The sequence below is a fragment of the Amycolatopsis sp. NPDC028719 genome (assembly GCF_055565395.1).
Map to the genome: position 1 here is coordinate 512,299 of NZ_JBVHUL010000001.1, position 20,297 is coordinate 532,595.

At 70.5% G+C, this 20,297-nt stretch carries 16 protein-coding genes; 2 read left to right on the top strand and 14 right to left on the bottom strand.

Translation table 11 applies throughout. The annotated features are described in order from the left end of the window. Window positions 1-2: 2 nt before the first annotated feature. From ACZ4TR_RS02485 to ACZ4TR_RS02500, 4 genes are all read right to left on the bottom strand, one after another. Window positions 3-1,169, bottom strand: a complete 1,167-nt coding sequence (locus ACZ4TR_RS02485; RefSeq protein ID WP_465285439.1) for a GGDEF domain-containing protein — start codon at window positions 1,167-1,169, stop codon at window positions 3-5. 318 nt (window positions 1,170-1,487) lie between these two features. Beyond that, window positions 1,488-2,747, bottom strand: a complete 1,260-nt coding sequence (locus ACZ4TR_RS02490; RefSeq protein WP_364510606.1) for an MFS transporter — start codon at window positions 2,745-2,747, stop codon at window positions 1,488-1,490. Window positions 2,748-3,064: 317 nt separating this feature from the next. Continuing rightward, a complete protein-coding gene (locus tag ACZ4TR_RS02495; protein ID WP_465285440.1) occupies window positions 3,065-4,210 on the bottom strand; it encodes an LLM class flavin-dependent oxidoreductase in 1,146 nt (381 codons plus the stop codon). A gap of 81 nt (window positions 4,211-4,291) precedes the next feature. Then, a complete protein-coding gene (locus ACZ4TR_RS02500) occupies window positions 4,292-4,582 on the bottom strand; it encodes a hypothetical protein (protein ID WP_465285441.1) in 291 nt (96 codons plus the stop codon). Between the two features lie 185 nt (window positions 4,583-4,767). Here ACZ4TR_RS02500 and ACZ4TR_RS02505 point away from each other — a divergent pair, with 185 nt between their 5' ends. Then, window positions 4,768-6,645, top strand: coding sequence for an FAD/NAD(P)-binding protein (locus ACZ4TR_RS02505; protein WP_465285442.1), 1,878 nt, complete (start codon window positions 4,768-4,770; stop codon window positions 6,643-6,645). On the opposite strand, the gene ACZ4TR_RS02510 is transcribed toward ACZ4TR_RS02505, so the two are convergent. The 8 genes from ACZ4TR_RS02510 to ACZ4TR_RS02545 all read right to left on the bottom strand — a co-directional run bounded on the left by ACZ4TR_RS02510 (window position 6,629) and on the right by ACZ4TR_RS02545 (window position 15,306). Further along, the gene (locus ACZ4TR_RS02510) at window positions 6,629-7,735 is read right to left on the bottom strand and encodes a glycosyltransferase (protein WP_465285443.1); all 1,107 of its coding nucleotides are present in this window, start codon (window positions 7,733-7,735) and stop codon (window positions 6,629-6,631) included. The genes ACZ4TR_RS02505 and ACZ4TR_RS02510 overlap by 17 nt on opposite strands. Window positions 7,736-7,752: 17 nt before the next feature. After that, complete coding sequence (locus tag ACZ4TR_RS02515) at window positions 7,753-8,646, bottom strand: glycosyl hydrolase family 18 protein (protein ID WP_465285444.1); 894 nt, start codon at window positions 8,644-8,646, stop codon at window positions 7,753-7,755. A gap of 69 nt (window positions 8,647-8,715) precedes the next feature. Continuing rightward, window positions 8,716-10,278, bottom strand: coding sequence for a dipeptide ABC transporter ATP-binding protein (locus ACZ4TR_RS02520; protein WP_465285445.1), 1,563 nt, complete (start codon window positions 10,276-10,278; stop codon window positions 8,716-8,718). Next, window positions 10,275-11,048, bottom strand: a complete 774-nt coding sequence (locus ACZ4TR_RS02525; RefSeq protein WP_465286270.1) for an ABC transporter permease — start codon at window positions 11,046-11,048, stop codon at window positions 10,275-10,277. Before ACZ4TR_RS02525 ends, ACZ4TR_RS02520 begins: the two co-directional genes overlap by 4 nt. A 49-nt stretch (window positions 11,049-11,097) precedes the next feature. After that, the gene (locus ACZ4TR_RS02530) at window positions 11,098-12,051 is read right to left on the bottom strand and encodes an ABC transporter permease (protein WP_465286271.1); all 954 of its coding nucleotides are present in this window, start codon (window positions 12,049-12,051) and stop codon (window positions 11,098-11,100) included. Beyond that, window positions 12,048-13,658 (bottom strand): ABC transporter substrate-binding protein, encoded by a 1,611-nt coding sequence (locus ACZ4TR_RS02535; protein ID WP_465285446.1) that lies wholly within the window; start codon window positions 13,656-13,658, stop codon window positions 12,048-12,050. The genes ACZ4TR_RS02530 and ACZ4TR_RS02535 overlap by 4 nt, the downstream gene beginning before the upstream one ends. 188 nt (window positions 13,659-13,846) lie before the next feature. Beyond that, the gene (locus ACZ4TR_RS02540) at window positions 13,847-14,485 is read right to left on the bottom strand and encodes an HNH endonuclease family protein (RefSeq protein WP_465285447.1); all 639 of its coding nucleotides are present in this window, start codon (window positions 14,483-14,485) and stop codon (window positions 13,847-13,849) included. Window positions 14,486-14,625: 140 nt separating this feature from the next. Beyond that, complete coding sequence (locus ACZ4TR_RS02545) at window positions 14,626-15,306, bottom strand: hypothetical protein (protein WP_465285448.1); 681 nt, start codon at window positions 15,304-15,306, stop codon at window positions 14,626-14,628. Window positions 15,307-15,384: 78 nt separating this feature from the next. Between ACZ4TR_RS02545 and ACZ4TR_RS02550 the strand changes: the two genes are divergently transcribed. Beyond that, entirely contained in the window at window positions 15,385-16,671 is a 1,287-nt protein-coding gene (locus ACZ4TR_RS02550; RefSeq protein ID WP_364510634.1) for an adenylosuccinate synthase, read from the top strand. Here ACZ4TR_RS02550 and ACZ4TR_RS02555 read toward each other — a convergent pair. Together ACZ4TR_RS02555 and ACZ4TR_RS02560 are read right to left on the bottom strand one after the other, a co-directional pair. Next, window positions 16,668-17,165 carry an OsmC family protein gene (locus tag ACZ4TR_RS02555; protein WP_465285449.1) on the bottom strand — a complete coding sequence of 166 codons (498 nt, stop codon included), beginning with the start codon at window positions 17,163-17,165 and terminating at the stop codon, window positions 16,668-16,670. The two genes, ACZ4TR_RS02550 and ACZ4TR_RS02555, sit on opposite strands and share 4 nt — an antisense overlap. Window positions 17,166-17,300: 135 nt before the next feature. Further along, window positions 17,301-20,249: an AfsR/SARP family transcriptional regulator gene (locus ACZ4TR_RS02560; protein ID WP_465285450.1), complete on the bottom strand. Its 2,949-nt coding sequence runs from the start codon at window positions 20,247-20,249 to the stop codon at window positions 17,301-17,303. Between the last annotated feature and the right edge of the window lie 48 nt (window positions 20,250-20,297).

Genomic DNA, 20,297 nt, shown 5'->3' on the forward strand with positions numbered 1-20,297 from the left:
CGCTAAGCCGCGGTCAACGCGACTTCGGGGGACCCCACCACCCGGTTCCGCCCGCCGTGCTTGGCCGCGTACACGGCCGCGTCGGCGCACGCCATCACTTCCTCGATCGACGACCCGTCGAGCGGGTAGGCGGCGACGCCGATGGACGCCGTCTGCCGTTCGATGTCGACGGCGGCGCCTTCGTTGGTCCTCGTGCTGATGATCAGCTCGCTGACCCGTTGCCGGATCCGTTCCGCCGTGACGATCGCGTCTGCCTTGGACGTCGAGGGCAGCAACGCGACGAACTCCTCGCCGCCGAACCGGCCGACCAGGTCGTGCGCCCGGGTCTCCTGCTTGACCACGGCGGCCACCGCCTTGAGCACGTCGTCCCCCGCGAGGTGCCCGTAGGTGTCGTTGATCCGCTTGAAGTGGTCGAGGTCGATCATCATGGCGCCGAAGCTGCCGTTGTCCCGCTCGGCGCGGGAGATCTCCCGCTGGGCGCCGTCCTGCCACGTGGTGGCGTTGAGCAGCTGCGTCTTCTGGTCGGTGGTGGCGAGCTCCTCGAGCCGCTTGATCAGCACGGACCGCTGCAGCACGTACAGCGGCAGGATGACCAGCACGGACAGCAGCGGCTCGGTCGTCAGGACCATCACGAGCAGGCCGCCGACGCACAGGGTGGCCAGCTCCAGCAGGTTGTCGTCCATGTTCCCCAGGCAACCCTCGACGGTCGCCTTCTCCGGTGCGGCCAGGTACAGGCCGAGCCCGGTGAGCGCGGTGTTCGTGGTGAAGAAGGCGATGGCGGCGAGCGCCACGGCGGTCATGCCGTGCCCGTGGAGCAGTTCCGCGACGAGGCCGGCGGCGAAGCCCGAGAGGATCATCGTCGTCGCGTTGGCCGCGACGCGGTGGAACTCGCCCGGCCGGAAGCCGGACCAGCTGCGGAACGCGAGGTAGATGTAGAGCACGGTGCCGAGCACGGCGACCAGCTGGGGCGGCACGAGCAGCCCGGCGGGCAGCAGCCAGACCGACGTCATGTTGACGTGCGGCCCGTTGCTCAGGATCCGGCGCTGGCGCTCGATGCGCCTGCTGACTTCGGTCTGGGCCACCGCGAGGCCGGTGAGCAGCGCGAACGTCCCCACGTTCGCGAGCGTGACCGGAATCGACAACGTGGCGGCCGTGGTCCAGGCGAGCATGACGGCGATCGCGGTGAGGGTGACCGCGACCCAGGCGCGTGGCCTCGACCACAGCGCCCAGGCCGCAACACCACGACCCGAGGCTTGTCCAGACCGTTCCCCCGATGTGACCATTTTTCCCCCAGCCCCTTGCGCAGGTGATCAGTGACAATCTACTCACGGACAGTTTCAGACCGTTTGCCAGCTGTCCACAAGGGCTTTCGGTGTGTACTTTTTCTTTGACACCGGAACGAGAGGTGGCCAGCGATGCGCGGCAAAGATCAGTGACCGCACAGCGCACCGCAAGGTCGCGCAGGTCAGGCCCACGCGCGGGGCATGTCAAGCATGTTCGGCGCGTGCGGCTTCTTTGCCGTGCCCTCTTCCGGGCTCCAGCGATAACGATCGTGCCCACAGCGCCGCCAGCGGCAGGGTGAGCACGATCCCGGCGATGCCGAAGATCCCGACCGTGCCGTGCGGGCTCAGCTGATCCGCGAGCACGCCCCCGATCAGCGGGCTGATGCCCATCATCGTGGTCAGCCCGGTGTTGGACAGGCCCATCACCTGCGCGCGCTGCGCGTCGGGCACGGCCAGCGTCAGTGACGCGGTCGCCTGCAGCAGGCAGACCGTGCCGAGGCCGCCGGACACGATGAACAGCACGATCGACGCGACCGGCCCGGGGTTGAGGAAGCAGAACACCAGCGGGACGGCGCAGAACCCCGAGAGCGGGCCGATCAGCTTCGGCCGCACCCCGGCGGGCACCCAGCGCGTGTAGACGAACGTCGCGATGACGCTGCCGATCGGGTCGGCCGCGAGCAGCAGGCCGATCGCTTCGGGGCCGCCGCCGGCCGCGGACACGTACGGCGCGGCGATGCCTTCGTAGACCGGCAGGAGTCCCATCAGCCAGGTGAACAGCACGAGGGTGCGCAGCGGCGAGCTCGCGAACGCCGTCCGGCTGCCGCCGCCGAGCGTCGCGAAGAAGGACTTGCGCTCCTCGCCGCTCGCCGCGGCCGGCCGGGCCCGCACGCCGAGGCGGATGAACAGGGCCGAGAGCACGAAGGTGGCGGCGTCGATGGCCAGGGCCACGTGCGGGTCGAGGGCGATCAGCAGCGCGCCGCCGCCGGCGAACCCGAGCAGCTGCGCACTCTGCACGGTCATGCTCCGGATGCCCATCCCGACGACGAACCGGTCGCCTTCGAGCACCTGCGGCAGGAGGGCCAGCTGGGACGCCTTGAACGGCGGGTTGACCAGGGACACCCCGCCGACCAGCACGCACATCAGCCAGAACGGCACGCCGGGCAGGGCGACGAGCAGGATCAGCGCGGCGCGCAGCAGGTCGACGAGCACCATCACGGTGCGGCGGGGGAACCGGTCGGCGAAGCCGGTCAGGAAGACGCCGCCCAGCAGCGAGGGGGCGTAGGTCAGCGCGTACGTGAGGCCGGTCAGCGTGGCCGAGTTGGTCCCGGTGAAGACCAGGATGGACAGCGCGACTCTGGCCAGCTGGTCGCCGGCGATCGACAGCAGTTCCCCGAACCACAGCGCGCGGAACTCGGCGATTCCGAACACCTCGCGGAACGTGACGCGATCCCGCGGAGCTGCCATGCGCTTTCTCCCGACCTCTTGTGCAGACCGTGCCCTTCGCATAACCGCTGGTGACGAAGACGGCTATCGGTCATGAGGTAGTCACGGTACGTGAGTTACCTCAGCCAGTGTCCCGTGACTGTTGGTAAATCTCTAGGTTCTTTCGCCGGTATCCAAGGTGTCACGGAGCTTTCCTGAACGGGTCAGACGATAGCCCGCAGTGTCTGGCCGGTCGCCCAGGAGTCACCAATGGATCATTCCGTACCCGATGGCCGGAGGGCCAGAGGCAAAAGTAGCCACCTCGCGTTCGCGAGGTGGCTACTTGGGGGAAGGGAGACTCAGCCGTCGACGGCCAGGGCGTCCTCCGCGGGGGTCCGCGTCGTGCCGGACGCGCGCTCGGCGTCCCGCTTGGCCACCTCTTCCCGGACGATGGGGATGACGTACCGGCCGAAGTCGATCGTGTCGCCGAGCATGTCGTAGCCCCGCGCCGACAGGATCTCGACGCCGAGGTCGTAGTAGTCCAGCAGCGCCTGCGCGACCGTCTCCGGTGTGCCGACCAGCGCGTTCGAGTTGCCCGCGCCACCCGTCGCGGCCGCCGTCGGGGTCCACAGCGCGCGGTCGAAGCGTTCGCCCCGCGCCGCGACCGACAGCAGCCGCTGGGAGCCCGTGTTCTCCGGCTCGGTGAGCTTGTGCCGGCGAGTCAGAGGCCGGCCGCCCTTCGTGCGGTCCTTGATCGCGCCCACCGTCGCGTGGGCCTTCTCCCAGGCCAGCTCCTCGGTCGGCGCGATGATCGGCCGGAACGCGACCTGGATCCGCGGCACGTCCGTGCGGCCGGCCGCTTTCGCGGCGGCTTTGACGGACTCGATCTGCTCCGCGGTCTGGGCCAGCGGCTCGCCCCAGAGGCAGTAGATGTCCGCTTCGGCCCCTCCGGCGGCGTACGCGGTGGGCGACGAGCCGCCGAAGGAGACGCCCGGCCGCGGCTTCTGCACGGGCTTGACGTCGCTGACGTAGTCCTTGAAGCGGTAGTACTCGCCCTCGAAGCCGAAGGGCTCGTCCGACGTCCAGGCCTTCTTGATGATCTGGATCGCTTCGCGCGTGCGCCCGTAGCGCTGGTCCTTCGTGAGGTAGTCGCCTTCGCGCTGCTGCTCGTGGTCGTTGCCGCCGGTGATGAAGTGCACGGTCAGGCGGCCGTCGGAGATCTGGTCGAGCGTCGCGAACGTCTTCGCCGCGAACGTCGGGTACGAGACGTTCGGGCGGTGCGCGAGCAGGATCTGCAGCTTCTCGAGCTTCGTGGCGACGTACGCGGCCGCCTGCGCGGGGTCCGGCGAGCCGGACCCGTACGCGAACAGCACCCGGTCCCAGCCGAAGTCCTCGTGCGCGCGGGCCAGGCGCAGCGTGTACTCCTTGTCGAACACCCCGCCCGAGCGGGCGTGCGTCTCCGACCCGTCGTGCGTGCCTCCGATGCCCAGGAACTCCACCGGCATTCCGTCACCTTCTTTCGCGTCGCTACCGCCAGAGCTACGCCCGGCGCGCGGTGCGCGGCAACGAAGTCCGCAGGGTGGAACTCAGGCCCGGTTCCGCTCGATCACCTCGATCGACGCGCGAACCTGCTCGAAGGTGGGCGGGGCCGCCCGGTTGAACACGACGGTCAGGGACCGGCGCGGGACCACCACGAACTCGACGTCGATCCCGGCCGCCTCCGAAGCGGCCTCGACGACGTCTCGCCAGTGCTTCGGGTCGATCCCCTCCGGATCGGCCCATTCGTGCGCGAAGATCGCCCAGTTGCCCCTGAGCAGGGTGCCGACCACGTCCTGCGCGGTGTGGACGCGGCGCGGCGGACTGATCTCGTCAGTCACGTCTTCGCAGGTGCGGTCTACTCGCGAAGGCCCGGGCGCCTGGGTGGACGAAGGACAAATCCGCTCCTATCACCGGTGTGCCCCGGGGATTCGGCGCCGGTCGCCGGAGTGTTTGGTCTTATTCCCGGAATTCCGGAGTATGGGAAGGACGCCCTGGTCGGGAGCCCCGGCGTAGCTTCGGCTTCATGGCCGAGCGCGCGCCGTTCACCCTCGCTGTCGTGGGCGCCGGACCCCGGGGGGTCGGCGTCCTCGAACGGCTCGGCGCGAACTCCGGGCTGCTGCGCGACCGCCGGCTCGAGGTGCACCTGATCGACCCGTTCCCGCCGGGACCCGGCCGGGTGTGGCGCTACGACCAGTCGCCGCTGCTGCGGATGAACTCCATGCCCGAGGACGTCACGATGTTCACCGACGACTCGGTGAAGATGGCGGGCCCGGTGCGACCGGGGCCGACGCTGCTGGAGTGGGCGCGGAAGGTGCGTGACGGCGCGCTCGACGCCGAAGTGCCCGCCGACGTCGTCGCCGAGCTGACCGCGCTCGACAGCTTCGACTTCCCGACCCGGCGGCTGCAGAGCGCCTACCTGACCTGGGTCTACCGCAAGATCGTCGGCGATCTCCCCGAAGGCATCGACGTCGTCGAGCACGCCGCGCGGGCCGTCGGCGTCGACGGGCTTGCCGTCAGCCTGTCCGACGGGACGACGGTGCGCGCGGACGCCGTCGTGTTCACCGTCGGGCACCTCGACGCGGAACCGGACGACCGGGAGCGCGAGCTCGTCACCTTCGCCGCACGTCACGGCCTCGCCTACTACCCGGCCGGCTACACCGCCGACGTCGACTACTCCGGCATCGCACCGGGCGAAACCGTGCTGGTCCGCGGGTTCGGGCTGGCGTTCGTCGACCTGATGCTGCTGCTGACCGAGGGCCGCGGCGGCCGCTTCGAGGAGCTGCCGTGCGGTGGCCTGCGCTACCACCCCAGCGGCACCGAGCCGGTGCTGCACGTCGGCTCACGGCGCGGAGTGCCCTACCACGCGAAGATCGGCTACCGGCCGCGCGGAAAACCGTTGCGGCTGCCCAGGTTCTTCGACGCCTACGCCATGGACGGCCTTCCCGGGGAAGCGCTCGACTTCCGCGTGGACGTGTGGCCGCTGATCGCCAAGGAACTGGCCTGGGGCTATTACCACGAGCTGTTCACCGGCCACCCGGACCGCGTGCGCATGGACTTCGCCGTGTTCGCCGACGCCTTCGCCGACCTGCCCTGGGATTCACCGGGAATGCGGGACCTCGTCACGCGAGCGGTGCCCGCCGAGGCCGACCGGCTCGACCTCGACCGCCTCGACCGGCCCCTGCACGGCCGCGAGTTCGGCTCGGCGGAGGAGTTCGGCAAGGAACTGCGGGAGTACGTCGAAGCCGACCTCGCGCGCCGGGCCGACCAGGAGTTCAGCGCCGACCTCGGCGCGTTCACGGCGCTGCTCTCGGTGTACGGCCAGCTGCCCGTGCTCGTCCAAAAAGGACGGCTGGACGCATCATCGCAAGTGTCCGATATGGACGGCTGGTTCCACGGGTTCTTCTCGTACTACGCCAGCGGGCCGCCGCCGCGCCGGCTGGAGGAACTGCTGGCCCTGCACGAAGCCGGCGTGGTTTCCTTCGCCGGCGCGGAAATGCAGGTGACGGCCGACCGCGGCACGTTCGTCGCGACCAGCACCAGCTACCCGGGAACGGTTTCGGCGCGGACCCTCGTCGAAGCACGGCTGCCGGGCCCGAGCGTCACGCGCGCGGCGGACGGCCTGCTCCGGCAGCTGCGCGACACGGGCGAACTGGCCGAGGAAACGGTCACGGACCCGGTGACCGGCGCGTTGCTGCCCTCGGGCCGGATCCACACGCGCGTGTCGGACTCCCGCCTCCTCGACGGCACCGGCCGCCCGCACCCGCACCGCTTCGCCGTGGGCCCGCACACGAGCGCCCGCTCGGCGGCGGCGTTCACCCGGCCCCGGACGAACGCGGCGAGCTTCCGCCAGAACGACGCCGTCGCCCGCGAGATCCTGGCGCTGGTCAGCCCGCCCAGCTGACGATTTCCGCCAGGACCTGTTCTGGCGGCGGCATCTCCGCGATTTCGGCTGCGATGTCCCGCGCGATCTCGCGGGGCTTCGGATCGGTGAGCAACTCGCGCGCCGACGTCTCGATCGCGGGGATCCGGATCGCGTCCCCCACCAGCGACTTCGCGACGCCCAGCATCGAGAGCGTGTCCGCGTTCGCGAACTGGTCGGCGCCCTGCGGCAGGATCAGCTGGGGCAGCCCGGCCGCGAGCGACGCGAGCACCGTGCCCGTGCCGCCGTGGTGGACCACCAAACCCGCGTGCTTCAGCACCTCGGCCTGCGGTACGAACCCCGTGGCCCGGACCCGGTCCGGCAGCGCACCGAGCAGCGCGGGATTGCCGGGGCCGAGCGCCACCAGCACGTCCACGTCCAGGCGGGACAACGCGCGGATCGCACCCCGCAGGACGTCCGTCGCGCCGTAGACCACCGTGCCCAGTGTCAGGTACGCGAAGCCGTCTTCCGGCAGCGGCGGCAGCGGGACGTCGGGGTCGTACGGTGTCGGGCGCATCCGGAACACCGTCGGCACGGACGCGGTGCCCGGGTCGCGGAGGCTGTCCGGCCAGACGTCGACGCAGGCGTCGCCGAAGAGCGCGTCCGAGGGGAGCGTGCCCCACAGCGGCCGCAGCCGCTCGGCCGCGACGGCCAGGAGCTCCGGCGGCATCGACCGCCCGATCACGACCGACACGGCGGGGATGCCCGCGCGGCGCGCCGCCACCCCGGCGCCGACGTCGCTCATCTCGTAGACGACCAGGTCCGGACGCAGTTCGGGGAGCAGCGGCGTCAGGTCGTCGAGCAAGGACCGCGGCAGCAGCTCGGCGAACATCGTGATGCCGACGTCCAGGAAGCCGGCGTCTTCGCCGTGCCGCTTCTTCGCTTCGGCCTCCGCCTCGCCGATGCCGATCCCGGCGCGGTGGACCTCGAAACCGAGGTCACGCACTTTGGGCACGAAGGCCTCGCCGGTGCCGAAGACGACGTCGTGGCCGGCTTCGGCCGCCGCGTTCGCCAGCGGCAGCAAGGGAAACAGGTGGCCGTACGCGGGGCGGCACGTGAAGAGGATCCGCACCGCCCCGAGCGTACTCGTCAGCCCTTCACGACCGGGGCGATTTGCTGCGCCCACTGCTGCGGCGCCGACGTTCCGCCGGGCAGGGAGTTGAAGTACTCCCAGCCGTCGATCCCGCCGAAGTCCGCGTACTTGCTCTTGAGGCTCCGCACGGTCGACTGCAGTGTCGACATGTCCACGTATCCACTGCAGTTGGCCGGGTTGGTGACGGTCCCGGCGACGACCTTGCTCGCGGGGACGACGCCGCGGCGCACGATGTTGTCGTACCCGGATGTGCTGCTCAAAGATCCCCAGCCGCAGTAGAACTGCGTGTTGAACCAGGAGATCTGGCTGCCGCGGTCGCGGTAGAGCGTGTCGTAGTTGAGGCCGGAGAGCCCGCCGCCGCCGCTGAGTTCGGTGGCGACCGGGGCGAGGGTGATCAGGAACGAACTGCCGAAGTCGGCTCGAAGCGCGTCGATGAGCTTGTTCAGCGCGCCGTTGGACATGTGCTCTTCGATGTCGAGGTCGATGCCGGAGAGCGAGTACGTGCGGATCAGGTTCCGCAGCAGCGGGTAATACGTGTCGAACTGTGTTTCGAGCCGCTGGAAGCTGCCCGCCGCGGCCCCGCCGACGAACGCGAGCACGTGCACGCCCTGGCTGCGCAGGGTCGCGAGGTCCTGCCACATCCGCGTGAACTTGCTCGCGTTCGGCGGATCGTCGTTGAGGTGCACGACGCTGCCGGTGTCGAGGTGGATGGCTCCGACGACGACGTCCGTGGCCCCGGCGTCGCGCAGCGGGAGCGGCGAGACGTAGGTGGAGCCGTTGTAGATGGTCTGGTAGTAGACGACGACCCTGCGCCCGGCGGCGGCCGAAGCCGGCACCGCACCCGAAATCATCAGCACCAAGGCCACGAAGGCCACGCCGATCCTCCGCATGGTCCAGACCATACGTCGCGATGGGTGGTTGGGGAAACACCCACCGTCGAACCTGTCCGCTTTCCTGTCTCAGCCGACTTCCTGCACCGAACGTCCGGGGATCGCCGCCAGTAGTTCCTTCGTGTATTCGGAGCGCGGCTCGTGCAGTACCCGAGCGGCCGGGCCCAGCTCCACCAGAGCGCCGTCCCGCAGCACGCCCACCTGGTCCGCGAGCTGCCGGACCACCGCCAAGTCGTGGGAGATGAACAGGTACGACAGCCCCAGCTCCGACTGCAGGTCCGCCAGCAGCCGCAGGATCTGGGCCTGCACCGAGACGTCCAGCGCCGACACGGGTTCGTCGCACACCACCAGGTCCGGCCGCAACGCCAGCGCCCGCGCGATCGCCACCCGCTGCCGCTGGCCGCCGGACAGCTCCGACGGCTTCCGGCGCGCCACCGACGCGGGCAGCGCCACCTGGTCGAGCAGCTCCGGGACCCGCGTGCGGGGCAGCTTGAACGCCCGCAGCGGCTCCGCCACCACGTCCTCGATGGAGAACTTCGGGTTCAGCGAGGCGTACGGGTTCTGGTAGACGATCTGCATCCGCCGCCGCAGCCGGCGCAGTTCGTCGCCGCCCAGCGCGGTGATGTCCTGGCCGTCGAACTCCACCGAACCGGCGGACGGCGTCTCCAGCCGCAGCACCATCCGCGCCGTCGTCGACTTGCCCGAGCCGGACTCGCCGACCAGCGCCAGGGTCTGGCCGCGCGGGATGTCGAAGGAAACGCCGTCGACCGCGCGGATCCCGCCGTCGAACGTCTTCGCGAGGTCCCGCACCGACACCAGCGGCTCGGCGGCCGGTGCGGGCGGCCGCACGGTGCTCGTCATGCTCGGCGCCGCCGCGAGCAGCTGCTGGGTGTAGGGGTGCGCCGGCGCGCTGACGACGGACGAACCCTCTTCGACCACCGAGCCCTGCGAGAGCACCACGATCCGCGACGCGCGGTCGGCCGCGACGCCGAGGTCGTGCGTGATCAGCAGGATCGCCGTGCCGGAGTCCGCGGCCAGCGACGTCAGGTGGTCGAGGATCCGGCGCTGCACGGTGACGTCCAGCGCCGACGTCGGCTCGTCCGCGATGATCAGCTTCGGCCGCCCGGCCAGCGCCGCCGCGATCAGCACGCGCTGCCGGAGTCCGCCCGAGAGCTGGTGCGGGTACTGCCGCGCCCTTCGCGCCGGGTCAGGGACGCCGGCGCGTTCGAGGAGTTCGATCGCCTGGACACCCGCGGATCGGCGGTCCGCGAGACCGTGGATCCGCAGCACCTCGGCGACCTGCTCGCCGATCCGGTGCACGGGGTTCAGCGACACCGCCGGGTCCTGCGGCACCAGGGCGATCTCGCGGCCCCGCACCGAGCGCCACTGCCGGGACGACAGGGAAAGGAGGTTCCGGCCGTCGAAGGTGATCGCACCGCCGTCGATCCGGCCGCCGCGCGGCAGCAGCCCGATCGCCGCGTGCGCGGTCGTCGACTTGCCCGAACCGGACTCGCCGACGACGGCGACCACCTCGCCGGCGCCGACGTCGAACCCGACGTCGCGCACGGCGGGCACCAGGCCGCTCCGCGTCCGGTACGACACGGCCAGGTCCTCGGTCCGCAGCAGGGTCATCGGTCTCCTCCGTCCAGGGCGCGGGACAGCCGGTTCGCGGCGAGGACCACCGCCGCGACCGTCAGTCCCGGGAACGTCGTCATCCACCAGGCCGTGGCCAGGAAGCTGCGCCCGCCCGCGACGAGCGAGCCCCACTCCGGCGTCGGCGGCGTCGCGCCGAAGCCGAGGAAGCTCAGTGCCGACACCTCGAGCACGGCCGTGCCGAGGGTGAGCGTCGCCAGCGCGAGCACCGGGCCCGCCGCGTTCGGCAGGACGTGCCGCAGCAGCACCCCGGACCAGCGCACTCCGCTCGCGCGCGCCGCTTCGACGAACACGCCGTTTCGCACGCGAAGCACCTCCGCTCGCATGACCCGCGCGAAGGACGCGAGGTTCGCGATGCCGACGGCGATCGCGACGTTCGTCGTGCCGAAGCCCAGCGCCGTGACCAGGGCCAGCGACAGCAGGATCGGGGGGACGGCGAGGAAGACGTCGACGATCCGCATGATCACGGTGTCCGCCCAGCCGCCGCGGAACCCGGCCAGCAGGCCGAGCGCCGAGCCCGCGACCAGCGCCACGAGCACCGCGATCGCAGTCGCCCGCAGGGAGAGCGACGCGCCGTGGATCACGCGGGCGTAGCCGTCCCGGCCGGTTTCGTCGGTGCCGAACAGGTGGTGCGGCGACGGCCCCTGCAGCCGCTCCGCCGGGACGCCGGTGATCGGGTCGTACCCGGTCAGCAGGCCCGGCACGAAGGCCGCGAGCAGCACGAACGCCAGAACGGCCACCGGGAGCAAGAGCGCGGGCGACACTTTCACGTGAAAGTGCCGCTTCGGAAGAGCCAGGTCAACCACGGGCCACCTCCGGCGTGCGGGCGATGCGCGGGTCGAGCAGCGGGTACAGCAGGTCGACGATCAGGTTGAGCACCACGAACACCAGCGCGGCCAGCACGATCACCGCCTGCACCACCGGGACGTCCTGCGCGGTGACGGCGGCCGCGGTGATCCGGCCGACGCCGTCGCGGGAGAACACCGTCTCGGTGATCACCGAACCCGCGACGAGGTTGCCCGCCACGACGCCGGCGACAGTGAGCGTCGGCACGGCGGCGTTGCGCAGGAGGTGTCCGAAGTGGACTCGCCAGCGGCTCGCGCCCTTCGCCGCGGCGATCTGTGCGTACGGCTCTTCCTGCTGGGTCGCCAGGCTCTTGGCCAGCACCTGCCCGATGATCGCACCGGTCGGCAGCGCGAGGGTGACCGCGGGCAGGATGATCGTCTCGAAGCCCTGCGTGCCCAGCGCCGGCAGCAGCCGCAGCCGGAACGAGAAGAACTGGATCAGCAGCAGCCCGACCCAGAACGGCGGCAGCGAGATCGCCAGCGACGGAAGGGAGAGCAGCGCCTGCCGCAGCCAGCGGAACCGCGTGAACGTGCCCAGGAACGCCGAGCCGCCGCCGAAGACCACCGCGAACACGAGTGCCAGCCCGGTTACCGCGAGCGTCGGCGGCAACGCCGTGACGACCATGTGCGTCGCGTCGTCGCCGGTCGCGACGCTGCGCCCGAAGTCGCCGTGCAGGGCCGAGACCAGCCGTTTCAGGTACTGGACCGGCAGCGGCGAGTCGAGGCCGTACTCCGCGCGGGCGGCGGCGAGCTGCTCGGGCGTCGCCGACGAACCGGCCTCCCCGCTGGCGAGCTTCGCCGAGACAGCGTCGCCCGGCAGGAGGTAGAGGATCAGGAACGACAGCGTGAACGCCGCCCACAGCACGAACACCGCCTGCCCGGCGCGACGGAGCAGGTAGTTCCTCACGACAGCCACGCGTCGAAGAGCTGCAGCCGCGACGACGCTTCGAAGTCGACGGCGTGCGCCTGCGAGCTCAGCGCGACGACCTGGGTCAGCTCGAACACCGGGATCGCGTAGGCGTGGTCGATGATGAGCTTCTGCACCTCGTCGGCCGACGGCTTGCGCTTGGCCTTGTCCACAGTGGACGACTGGGCGTCGAGCGCGACGTCGAGGGGGTTGCCCGGCGTCAGCTTGCTGCGGTTGCCGGCCTTGGTGGAGAACTGGCCGCGCAGGATGTCCGGGTCGGCGCGGGTGACGTTGTACCAGAGGAAGTCGTAGTTGCCGCCGAGCTGGATCTGCGTGGTCTCGGCCGTGGTGTGCTGCTCGATCCGCAGGTCGAAGCCGATCTTGCGGAGCTGCTGCTGGACCAGCTCGAGTACGCTGCGGTTCTGGTTGAACACCGGCGAAAACACGACGGACGCGCTCAGTTTCTGCCCGTCCTTGACGCGGATTCCGTCGGGGCCGGGCACCCAGCCGGCGCCGGCGAGCAGCGCGGCCGCGCCCTTCTGGTCGTAAGCCAATTGCTGCGAGAGGTCTTCGTACAGCGGTGTCGCCGAGCCGAGGATGCTGGTGGCGGGCCGGTAGCTCGCCGTCAGGACGGTGTTCACGACCTCGGTGCGGTCGACGCCCTTGAGCACGGCTTGGCGCACCTTCTCGTCGGTGAGCACGCCGCGGGTGGTGTTGGCGTGCAGGTTGAACACGACGCCGGGGTTGGGCCGGATGTTCTCGCTGAAGCCGTTGCCCTTGAACTGCGGCTCGTCGACCGGCTGGATGTCGGTCGCCGCGTCGAGCTGGCCGGAGGCGAGGCTGCCGGTGCGGACGCCGGGCTCGGGGACGATCTTGTAGTCGATCTTGTCGAGGTAGGCCTCGCCCCGGTGCTTGAACAGCGAGGAGCCCCACGCGTAGCCCTTGCGCTTGGCCAGGACGATCTCCTGGTTCTGCTTCAGGCTTTCGAAGACGAACGGCCCGGAGCCGATCAGGCCGGTGCCCTGGCAGCGCTGCTCGGGCGTCTTCTTGAACGCCGCGGGCGCGAGGACGCCGAGCGACATCGTCGAGCTGGCCTGGAGGAACTGGGCGCTGGGCGCGGAGAACTCGATCCGCACGGTCTGCGGGTCGACCACCGTCGAAGCCTGGTAGGCGGCGAGGTAGCCGTAACCGAGCTGGGCTTTCGTGCCGAGGGCTTTGATGCCGTCGAAGCTCGTCTTGACCGCGGCGGCGTCGACCGGGCTGCCGTCGGAGAACGTCGCGCCGGCGCGCAGGTGGAAGGTGAACGCCGTCGAATCGGCACTGACCTCCCACTTCTCGGCCAGCCACGGCTTGATCTCGCCGCTCTTCGGGTCCTGGTCGGTGAGCGAGTCGACCAGCTGGCGCGCGACGTTGATGGACGCGTTCGTCGCGGTCTGCTGCGGGTCGATGCAGTCCGGCGCCGACGAGATGCCGAGGCGCAGCGTGCCGCCGGCCTTCGGCGGGCCCGCGTCGGCGGCTGGTTCGGTGCCGGCGGCGGAGCAGGCGGTCAGCAGGACGGGCAGGGCGAGCAGGGCCGCGGCGTTGCGGGCGCGGAAGAGTGGGGACACCGGACGGCCTCCAGCGGGGAGCGGTTGCGTCTTCGATGAGCGACGCTAACCACGCGCTGAAGGCCGTCCCACAGAGCGAACCGCGGTCCCATTCCCTGGCACCGCAACAACTCCCCCTTGACAGCCGTGAATGTCGCATTGAGGGACTCAGAGTCCCTCAATGCGACATTCACGGCTTTGGAGCCAGGTCAGCAGCGGCCGAGCATGTCCGTCAACGCCGACTTTTCGGCGGAGTTGATCGTCAGCTTGAACTTGGACTTCACCGCGACCCACATCTTCGCGTAGGTGCACCAGTAGCTGGTGAGCGGCGGCTTCCACTGGTCGGGCGACTTGTCGCCCTTCTCCTGGTTGACGTTGTCCGTCACGGCGATCAGCTGCGGGTCGGTGAGGTCGTTCGCGTACGCCTGCCGCTGCGCGGTCGTCCACGACGAAGCGCCGGTGCGCCACGCGTCGGCCAGCGGGACGACGTGGTCGATGTCCACATCGGACGCCGCGGTCCAGGTCTCGCCGTCGTACGGGCTCTTCCAGCTGCCGGACGTCGCCGCGCAGTCCGACCCGGTGACGACGTTCGTGCCGTCGCGCTTGAGCACCAGCTCGCGGGTGTTGCAGCTGTTGCCCTGGTCGATCCAGTGCGGGAACTTGTCGCGGCTGTAGCCGGTCTGGGACCCGTCGGCCTTGACGGTCAGCGCGGCCAGCTCCGACTTCGCCGTCGTGGTCGACGGGATGCCCGGCGGGGTGGCGTCGGCGACGCTGACCAGCGTGCCGGAGAGCACCGCGGTGGCGGCGAGGACAGTCAAGGAATGACGAACAGCACGCCTGGTTGGCATATTGCTGCCTCCATGTCAGATGTGGGGACAGCTAACCCTGATACACCCGGGTGACGAGTGCAACACGTATAGGTGACATGTTGCTGCCCGTTGGTGAACGCTGCGTTGCGGTGCGTGCACTCAAGGGTGAAAGCCCCAGGTCAGGCCGGGCTGCGCACCAGACGAAGGTCCTGGGTGTGCCGGTACCAGGTCCACTTGTTCACCGCGCGCTCGTGGACGACGTCGTCGCTGACCGGCCGCGTCGGGATGCAGCCGATCTGGAACGCGCGCGCGTAGAGCGTCGTCGGCCGCTTGAAGATCGTCCCCTTCACGACGCGGACGGCCAGGCCCGGGCCGCCCGGGTCCGGCGTCACCTCGATCGACGACGCCGGCCCGCGCAACGCCACCTGTTCGTCGGCGTAGGCCACGCCGCGGACGAGCCGCAGCACCCCGCGGCCGACGAGCACGCCGCCGACGTCGTCGCGGATCAGCGGCACCGGGTCGACCTCCCCGCGCAGGGCGAGCGCGAGGGCCTGCAGCGGTGTCTTCGGGAGGTTCCAGAGCGCGGCGACGGACGAGTCCGGCGAAGACGGCACGAACCCGACCGACACGCCGGAGAGCGCCTCCTTGCGGAGCAGCCGCAAGACCACAGCCGCCAGGTCCGCGTCGGCGCCCGACACGACCAGGTGATCGTATTCGCCCAGCAAGGGGTCGATTTCCGCCTTGCCGGGACGGCTGGACACGCGGACCGACTCGACGTCGTCGACCTCTTCGAAGCCCGCCGCGCCGTCGCCACAGGCCACCACTAGTCCGCGCACCCGCAGGACCTCCGTTACAGTCATGCACCGGCATTTCGTCAGCGCCACCGGTGTCCGTCCGGGACACTAAACCTCACGTCCTCGAACACCTTGGAGTGTCACATGCCGGCCATCGTGCTCATCGGTGCCCAATGGGGAGACGAAGGCAAGGGCAAGGCCACCGACCTGATGGGTGACCGTGTCCAGTGGGTCGTCCGTTACCAGGGTGGCAACAACGCCGGTCACACGGTCGTCCTGCCGAACGGCGAGAACTTCGCCCTGCACCTCATCCCGTCCGGCATCCTCACCCCCGGCGTGACGAACGTCATCGGCAACGGCGTGGTCGTCGACCCAGGTGTGCTGCTGGAAGAGCTGTCCGGACTGGAAGCGCGGGACGTCGACACGTCCAAGCTGCTGATCTCCGCCGACGCTCACCTGATCATGCCGTACCACGTGGCGATCGACAAAGTCACCGAGCGCTACCTCGGCAGCCGCAAGATCGGCACCACCGGCCGCGGCATCGGCCCGTGCTACCAGGACAAGATCGCCCGCGTCGGCGTCCGCGTGCAGGACCTGCTCGACGAGAAGATCTTCCGCCAGAAGGTCGAAGCCGCGCTGGAGTTCAAGAACCAGGTGCTGGTGAAGGTCTACAACCGCAAGGCGCTCGACGCGGACCAGGTCGCCGACGAGGTGCTGGCCGCGGGCGAGAAGTTCGCGCACCGCATCGCCGACACGCGGCTGCAGCTCAACCAGGCGCTCGAGCGCGGCGAGATCGTGCTGCTCGAGGGCTCACAGGGCACGCTGCTCGACGTCGACCACGGCACCTACCCGTTCGTGACGTCGTCGAACCCGACGTCCGGCGGCGCGAGCGCGGGTTCGGGCATCGGCCCGGGCCGGATCACCACGGTCCTCGGCATCCTCAAGGCGTACACCACGCGCGTCGGCTCGGGTCCGTTCCCGACCGAGCTGCACGACGAGTCCGGCGAATACCTGCGCAAGCAGGGCGGCGAGTTCGGCGTGACGACGGGCCGCTCGCGTCGCACCGGCTGGTTCGACGCGGTGATCGCGCGCTACGCGGTCCGCGTCAACGGCATCACCGACTACTTCCTCACCAAGCTGGACGTCCTGTCCGGGCTGGAGAAGGTGCCGGTGTGCGTCGGCTACGAGGTCGACGGCTTCCGCACGCAGGACATGCCGATGACGCAGACCGACGTCCACCACGCGATCCCGATCTACGAAGAGCACCCGGGCTGGTTCGAGGACATCTCGGCGTGCCGCACGTTCGAGGAGCTCCCGGCGAACGCGCGCGCGTACGTCGAGCGCCTGGAAGAGCTGTCGGGCGCCCGGATCTCGGCGATCGGCGTCGGCCCGGGCCGTGAGCAGACGATCGTCCGCCACGAGTTCGTCTAAGTCAGTTCGGTGCTGACCGGCGTCTCGTTGCGGAAGAGGTCGAGCACCGGGCAGTGTTCGTCGACCTCGCGCTTGAGGTCTTCGTAGCGCTCCCGGCTCGCCGGCCCTTCCAGTTCGACGGACACGCGCACGTCCCCGAAGCCGGGGCGGGTGTTGAAGGAAAAGCCGAAGAAGCCGTGCAGGTCGAGGTCGCCGTCGACGGTGACCTTGACGGAGTCGAGCGGAATGCCGCGCTTCGCCGCCCAGAACTGGTAGGTGATGACCTGGCAGGACCCCAGGGCGGCGAGCGCGAACTCGACGGGGTTGGCGGCCTGGTCGGTCCCGCCGAGCGCGGGCGGCTCGTCGACGGTGAAGCTGTGGTCCCGGACGTTGACGAGGACCTCGGTCCTGGTCCCGGGCTTGAGGGTGTGGGCAACGCTGAAGGAGACGGCGGCGTTGTGCGGGTCCGCGTCAACGGCCTTGCGGGTGCCTTCGATGACGTCGGTCAGCGACATGGGAACTCCTGGAGATCGTGATCGGGATCTCGCCCAGAGTGGGCGATTCCGAAAGCGCTCGCTCGGGTTCTCAAGTCCTGGGAGTAGAGGTGTCCCGAGATGCGGAAGCGCTTGCGACGCCCGGCGAAGCGCGGATCATGGCCGCCGAGGTCCGCTCATCGATTCGGCGAAAGGCTCGGCGGCGGCTTCGGCCAGCCCGTGGTAACCGTGGGTCTTCGCGAGGTGCAGGGCTGAATCGAGGTAGTGGTCACCCTGCGTCCGCGATCCGGCGGCGCGGTGGATGCGGCCGACCCTGATCAGTGCTTCGCATTCGTCGAACCGGGTGCCGGTCCGGCGGGTGAGGTGGAGCGCGTGGTGACCGCTGACCAGCGCGCGCTGGTGGTGACCGCCGGCCAGGAGGCTCACCGCGAGTGCGGCGTGCCCCGCGATTTCGGCGCCGGGCACGCCGGTGCCGCGCGCGAACTCGAGCGCTGTTCCGGCGAGGCGAACGGCTCGCGCGGGATCGCCGGTACCCGCGTGGATGGTGCTGAGCACCGCGAGTGCGTACGCCTCGGTGCACCGATCGCCGGATCTTCGCGCTTGCTTCGCGGCCTCTTCCGCGACGGGCAGCGCGGCGTCGTAGTCGCCTCCTCTCGCGTGAACGCGGGCGAGCAGGACGAGATCGTGCGGACTGTGCGATTCAGCGGCCCGCTCGGCGTGGGCAGTCGCCGCCTCGGCCAGCCGGCCGCGATATTCGTGGAGGACGCCGAGACTTTGCCGACGGAGCCCGCTACCCAGCGGATCGAGAGCGGCCGCCTCCGCGAAGAGAGCGTCGGCCCGGTCGAGATCACCGGTGTCCAGGTGGACGGTGGCCAGGTTTCCCAGCACGCCGGTCACTCCGCGCCGGACCTGCACCGTGCGGTAGAGCGCCAGCGCGGCTTGGAAATGCGCGATGGCGGATGGGAACTCGTAGCGGAGTGCGTGAGTGGCCGCGAGGTTGTTGTGCGCGGCCGCCCGCACGTCCGGCAGGGCGAGGGCTTCGGCGGAGTCGAGGCCGATCTGTGCGAGTTCCGGTGCCTCCGCGAGCCAGTTGGTCATGCAGTGCCCGCGCAGGGCGTCGACGAGCTGCCAGGTCAGCTGGTGGTGCCGGCAGGCGTGAGCGTGGCGGATCGCGGCCACGAGGTTGGGGACTTCGTCGGTCAGCCAAGCCAGGGCGTCTTCCGCGCTGGCGAACGCGCTCCGCTGCGGCTCGGTCCCCGGCAGGCGCAGGACGAAGGGATAAAGGATGTCGGCGGCCGCGGCGGTGCGGGCCAGGTAGTGGTCGAGCAGCGCGTGTGTCGCCGTGTCGCGTTCGTCCTCGAGGCAGTCGATGTGCGCGCGTTCGGTGGCGTAGCGGCGAAGCAGGTCGTGGAGCCGGTAGCGCCCCGGAGCGTGCTCCTGGACGAGGTGCGCCAAGGCCAGCCGCTCGAGGTGCCGGGCCGCCGTCGAAGCCGGGGCGTCGATCAGGGCGGCGGCCGCGGGTACGGTCGTGTCGGGGCCGGGCACCAGGCCGAGCAACCGGAAGGTGCGGCGGGTCGCGGCGTCGAGCGCTTCATACGAGAGGTCGTAAGCGGCGCGGAGAACGCTGGTTTCGCCGTCTGTCGTCAGACTGTCCAGCACACCGTGGTCGCGCAGGTCGGTGAGGTGATCGAGAACCCCGCGGCCGATCCGGTGCCGGATCTGGGCGCCGGTGATGCGCAGGGCGAGGGGCAGCCGCGCACACGTTTCGGCCAGCTCGGCGGTGGCGGCCGGTTCCCGGGCCGCGCGCTCGGGGCCGATCGCGGCCCCGAGGACGGTCACCGCGTCGCCCGGGCCGAGGACATCCAGCGTGAGGCGGTGTGCGCCGTCGAGGGCGACCAGCCCGTCGAGCCGGTTGCGACTGGTCGTCACGACCATGCACCGCGGCGCGGCGGGCAGCAACGGGCGGACGTGCTCGGCATCGGCGGCGTCGTCGAGAACGCAGAGCACGGCCTTGGCCGCCAGCACGGACCGGAACAGTGCGGCGGCTTCGTCGAGGTCGTCCGGGATCTCCCGCGCCGGGACACCCAGGGCCCGCAGGAACCGCCCGAGGACCAGGCTGGGGCGGGCGGAGCGGTGGAGGTCGGCGTAGAGCTGCCCGTCGGGAAAACGGTCGCGGACGCGGTGCGCCCACTGGATCGCCAGATCCGACTTGCCGACCCCCGCCGTCCCGACGATGACGGCGAGCCGGGAACCATCGCCCGCGGGCAGAAGGCGGTCGAGAGCCAGCAGTTCGGCGTGGCGTCCGTGGAACCCGGCCGCGGCGCGGGGAAGCTGCGCGGGACTCACGGATGAGGTGACGGGAACGGCTTGCCGCAGCACGGCCAGCTGGGCCGCACGCAAGTCGGAGCCTGGTTCGGCACCCAGCTCGGCGGCCAGCCGGCTGCGGATCGTGTCGTAGGCGCCGAGGGCTGCCGCCTGTTGTCCCCCGCCGGCCAGTGCGAGCATCAGCAGTGCCCACAGCCGTTCGCGGAGCGGGTAGTCGGCGACCAGCCGGTGTAGCTCGCCGGCCACGTCCGAGCACGCACCCAGGTCGAGACGCGCGCGACAGTGGTGTTCGACGACGGTGAGCCGGGCTTCGGTCAGCCGATGGGCCTCGCCGTCGGTCGCCGCGGTCGCCGGAAGGTTGGCCAGCGGCCGTCCTCGCCACAACGCCAAGGCGCGGCCCAGCGTCTCCGCGGCGACCTTGCCGTCTCCGGCGAGGAGCGCCCGCCGACCTGCCGCGGCGAGGCGTTCGAATCGCTCGAGATCGATCTCGTCCGGCCGGACTTCGATCAGATAGCCCCCGGCCCGGGCATGGATCCGCCCCACGCCGTCCTCCAGCTCGGCAAGCTGCCGGCGCAGCTGGGCGACGTGGGTTCGCAGGTTCGCCATCGCCGAGGGCGGCGCCGCCTCACCCCAGATCACCTCCACCAGCCGGGCCGGCGAGACCACCACGTTGGGCGTCAGCAGGAGCGCGGCGAGAAGAGCCCGTTGCCGCTGCGAGGACAACCGCAGGTGCGCGGTTCCCGACCGGACCTCGACCGGGCCGAGGAGCAGGAACTCCACGGCATCCCTCCCGGTGATCGTGGGGTGACCAGTCGATGTTCCCCGGAT

Excerpts from the sequence above, each read along its gene's own strand:
- ACZ4TR_RS02505 (WP_465285442.1), top strand. The coding sequence starts at position 4,768 with ATGGCCGAGCGCGCGCCGTTCACCCTCGCTGTCGTGGGCGCCGGACCC.
- ACZ4TR_RS02520 (WP_465285445.1), bottom strand. The coding sequence starts at position 10,278 with ATGACCCTGCTGCGGACCGAGGACCTGGCCGTGTCGTACCGGACGCGG.
- ACZ4TR_RS02545 (WP_465285448.1), bottom strand. The coding sequence starts at position 15,306 with ATGACTGTAACGGAGGTCCTGCGGGTGCGCGGACTAGTGGTGGCCTGT.
- ACZ4TR_RS02540 (WP_465285447.1), bottom strand. The coding sequence starts at position 14,485 with ATGCCAACCAGGCGTGCTGTTCGTCATTCCTTGACTGTCCTCGCCGCC.
- ACZ4TR_RS02485 (WP_465285439.1), bottom strand. The coding sequence starts at position 1,169 with ATGCTCGCCTGGACCACGGCCGCCACGTTGTCGATTCCGGTCACGCTC.
- ACZ4TR_RS02490 (WP_364510606.1), bottom strand. The coding sequence starts at position 2,747 with ATGGCAGCTCCGCGGGATCGCGTCACGTTCCGCGAGGTGTTCGGAATC.
- ACZ4TR_RS02515 (WP_465285444.1), bottom strand. The coding sequence starts at position 8,646 with ATGCGGAGGATCGGCGTGGCCTTCGTGGCCTTGGTGCTGATGATTTCG.
- ACZ4TR_RS02495 (WP_465285440.1), bottom strand. The coding sequence starts at position 4,210 with ATGCCGGTGGAGTTCCTGGGCATCGGAGGCACGCACGACGGGTCGGAG.
- ACZ4TR_RS02550 (WP_364510634.1), top strand. The coding sequence starts at position 15,385 with ATGCCGGCCATCGTGCTCATCGGTGCCCAATGGGGAGACGAAGGCAAG.
- ACZ4TR_RS02555 (WP_465285449.1), bottom strand. The coding sequence starts at position 17,165 with ATGTCGCTGACCGACGTCATCGAAGGCACCCGCAAGGCCGTTGACGCG.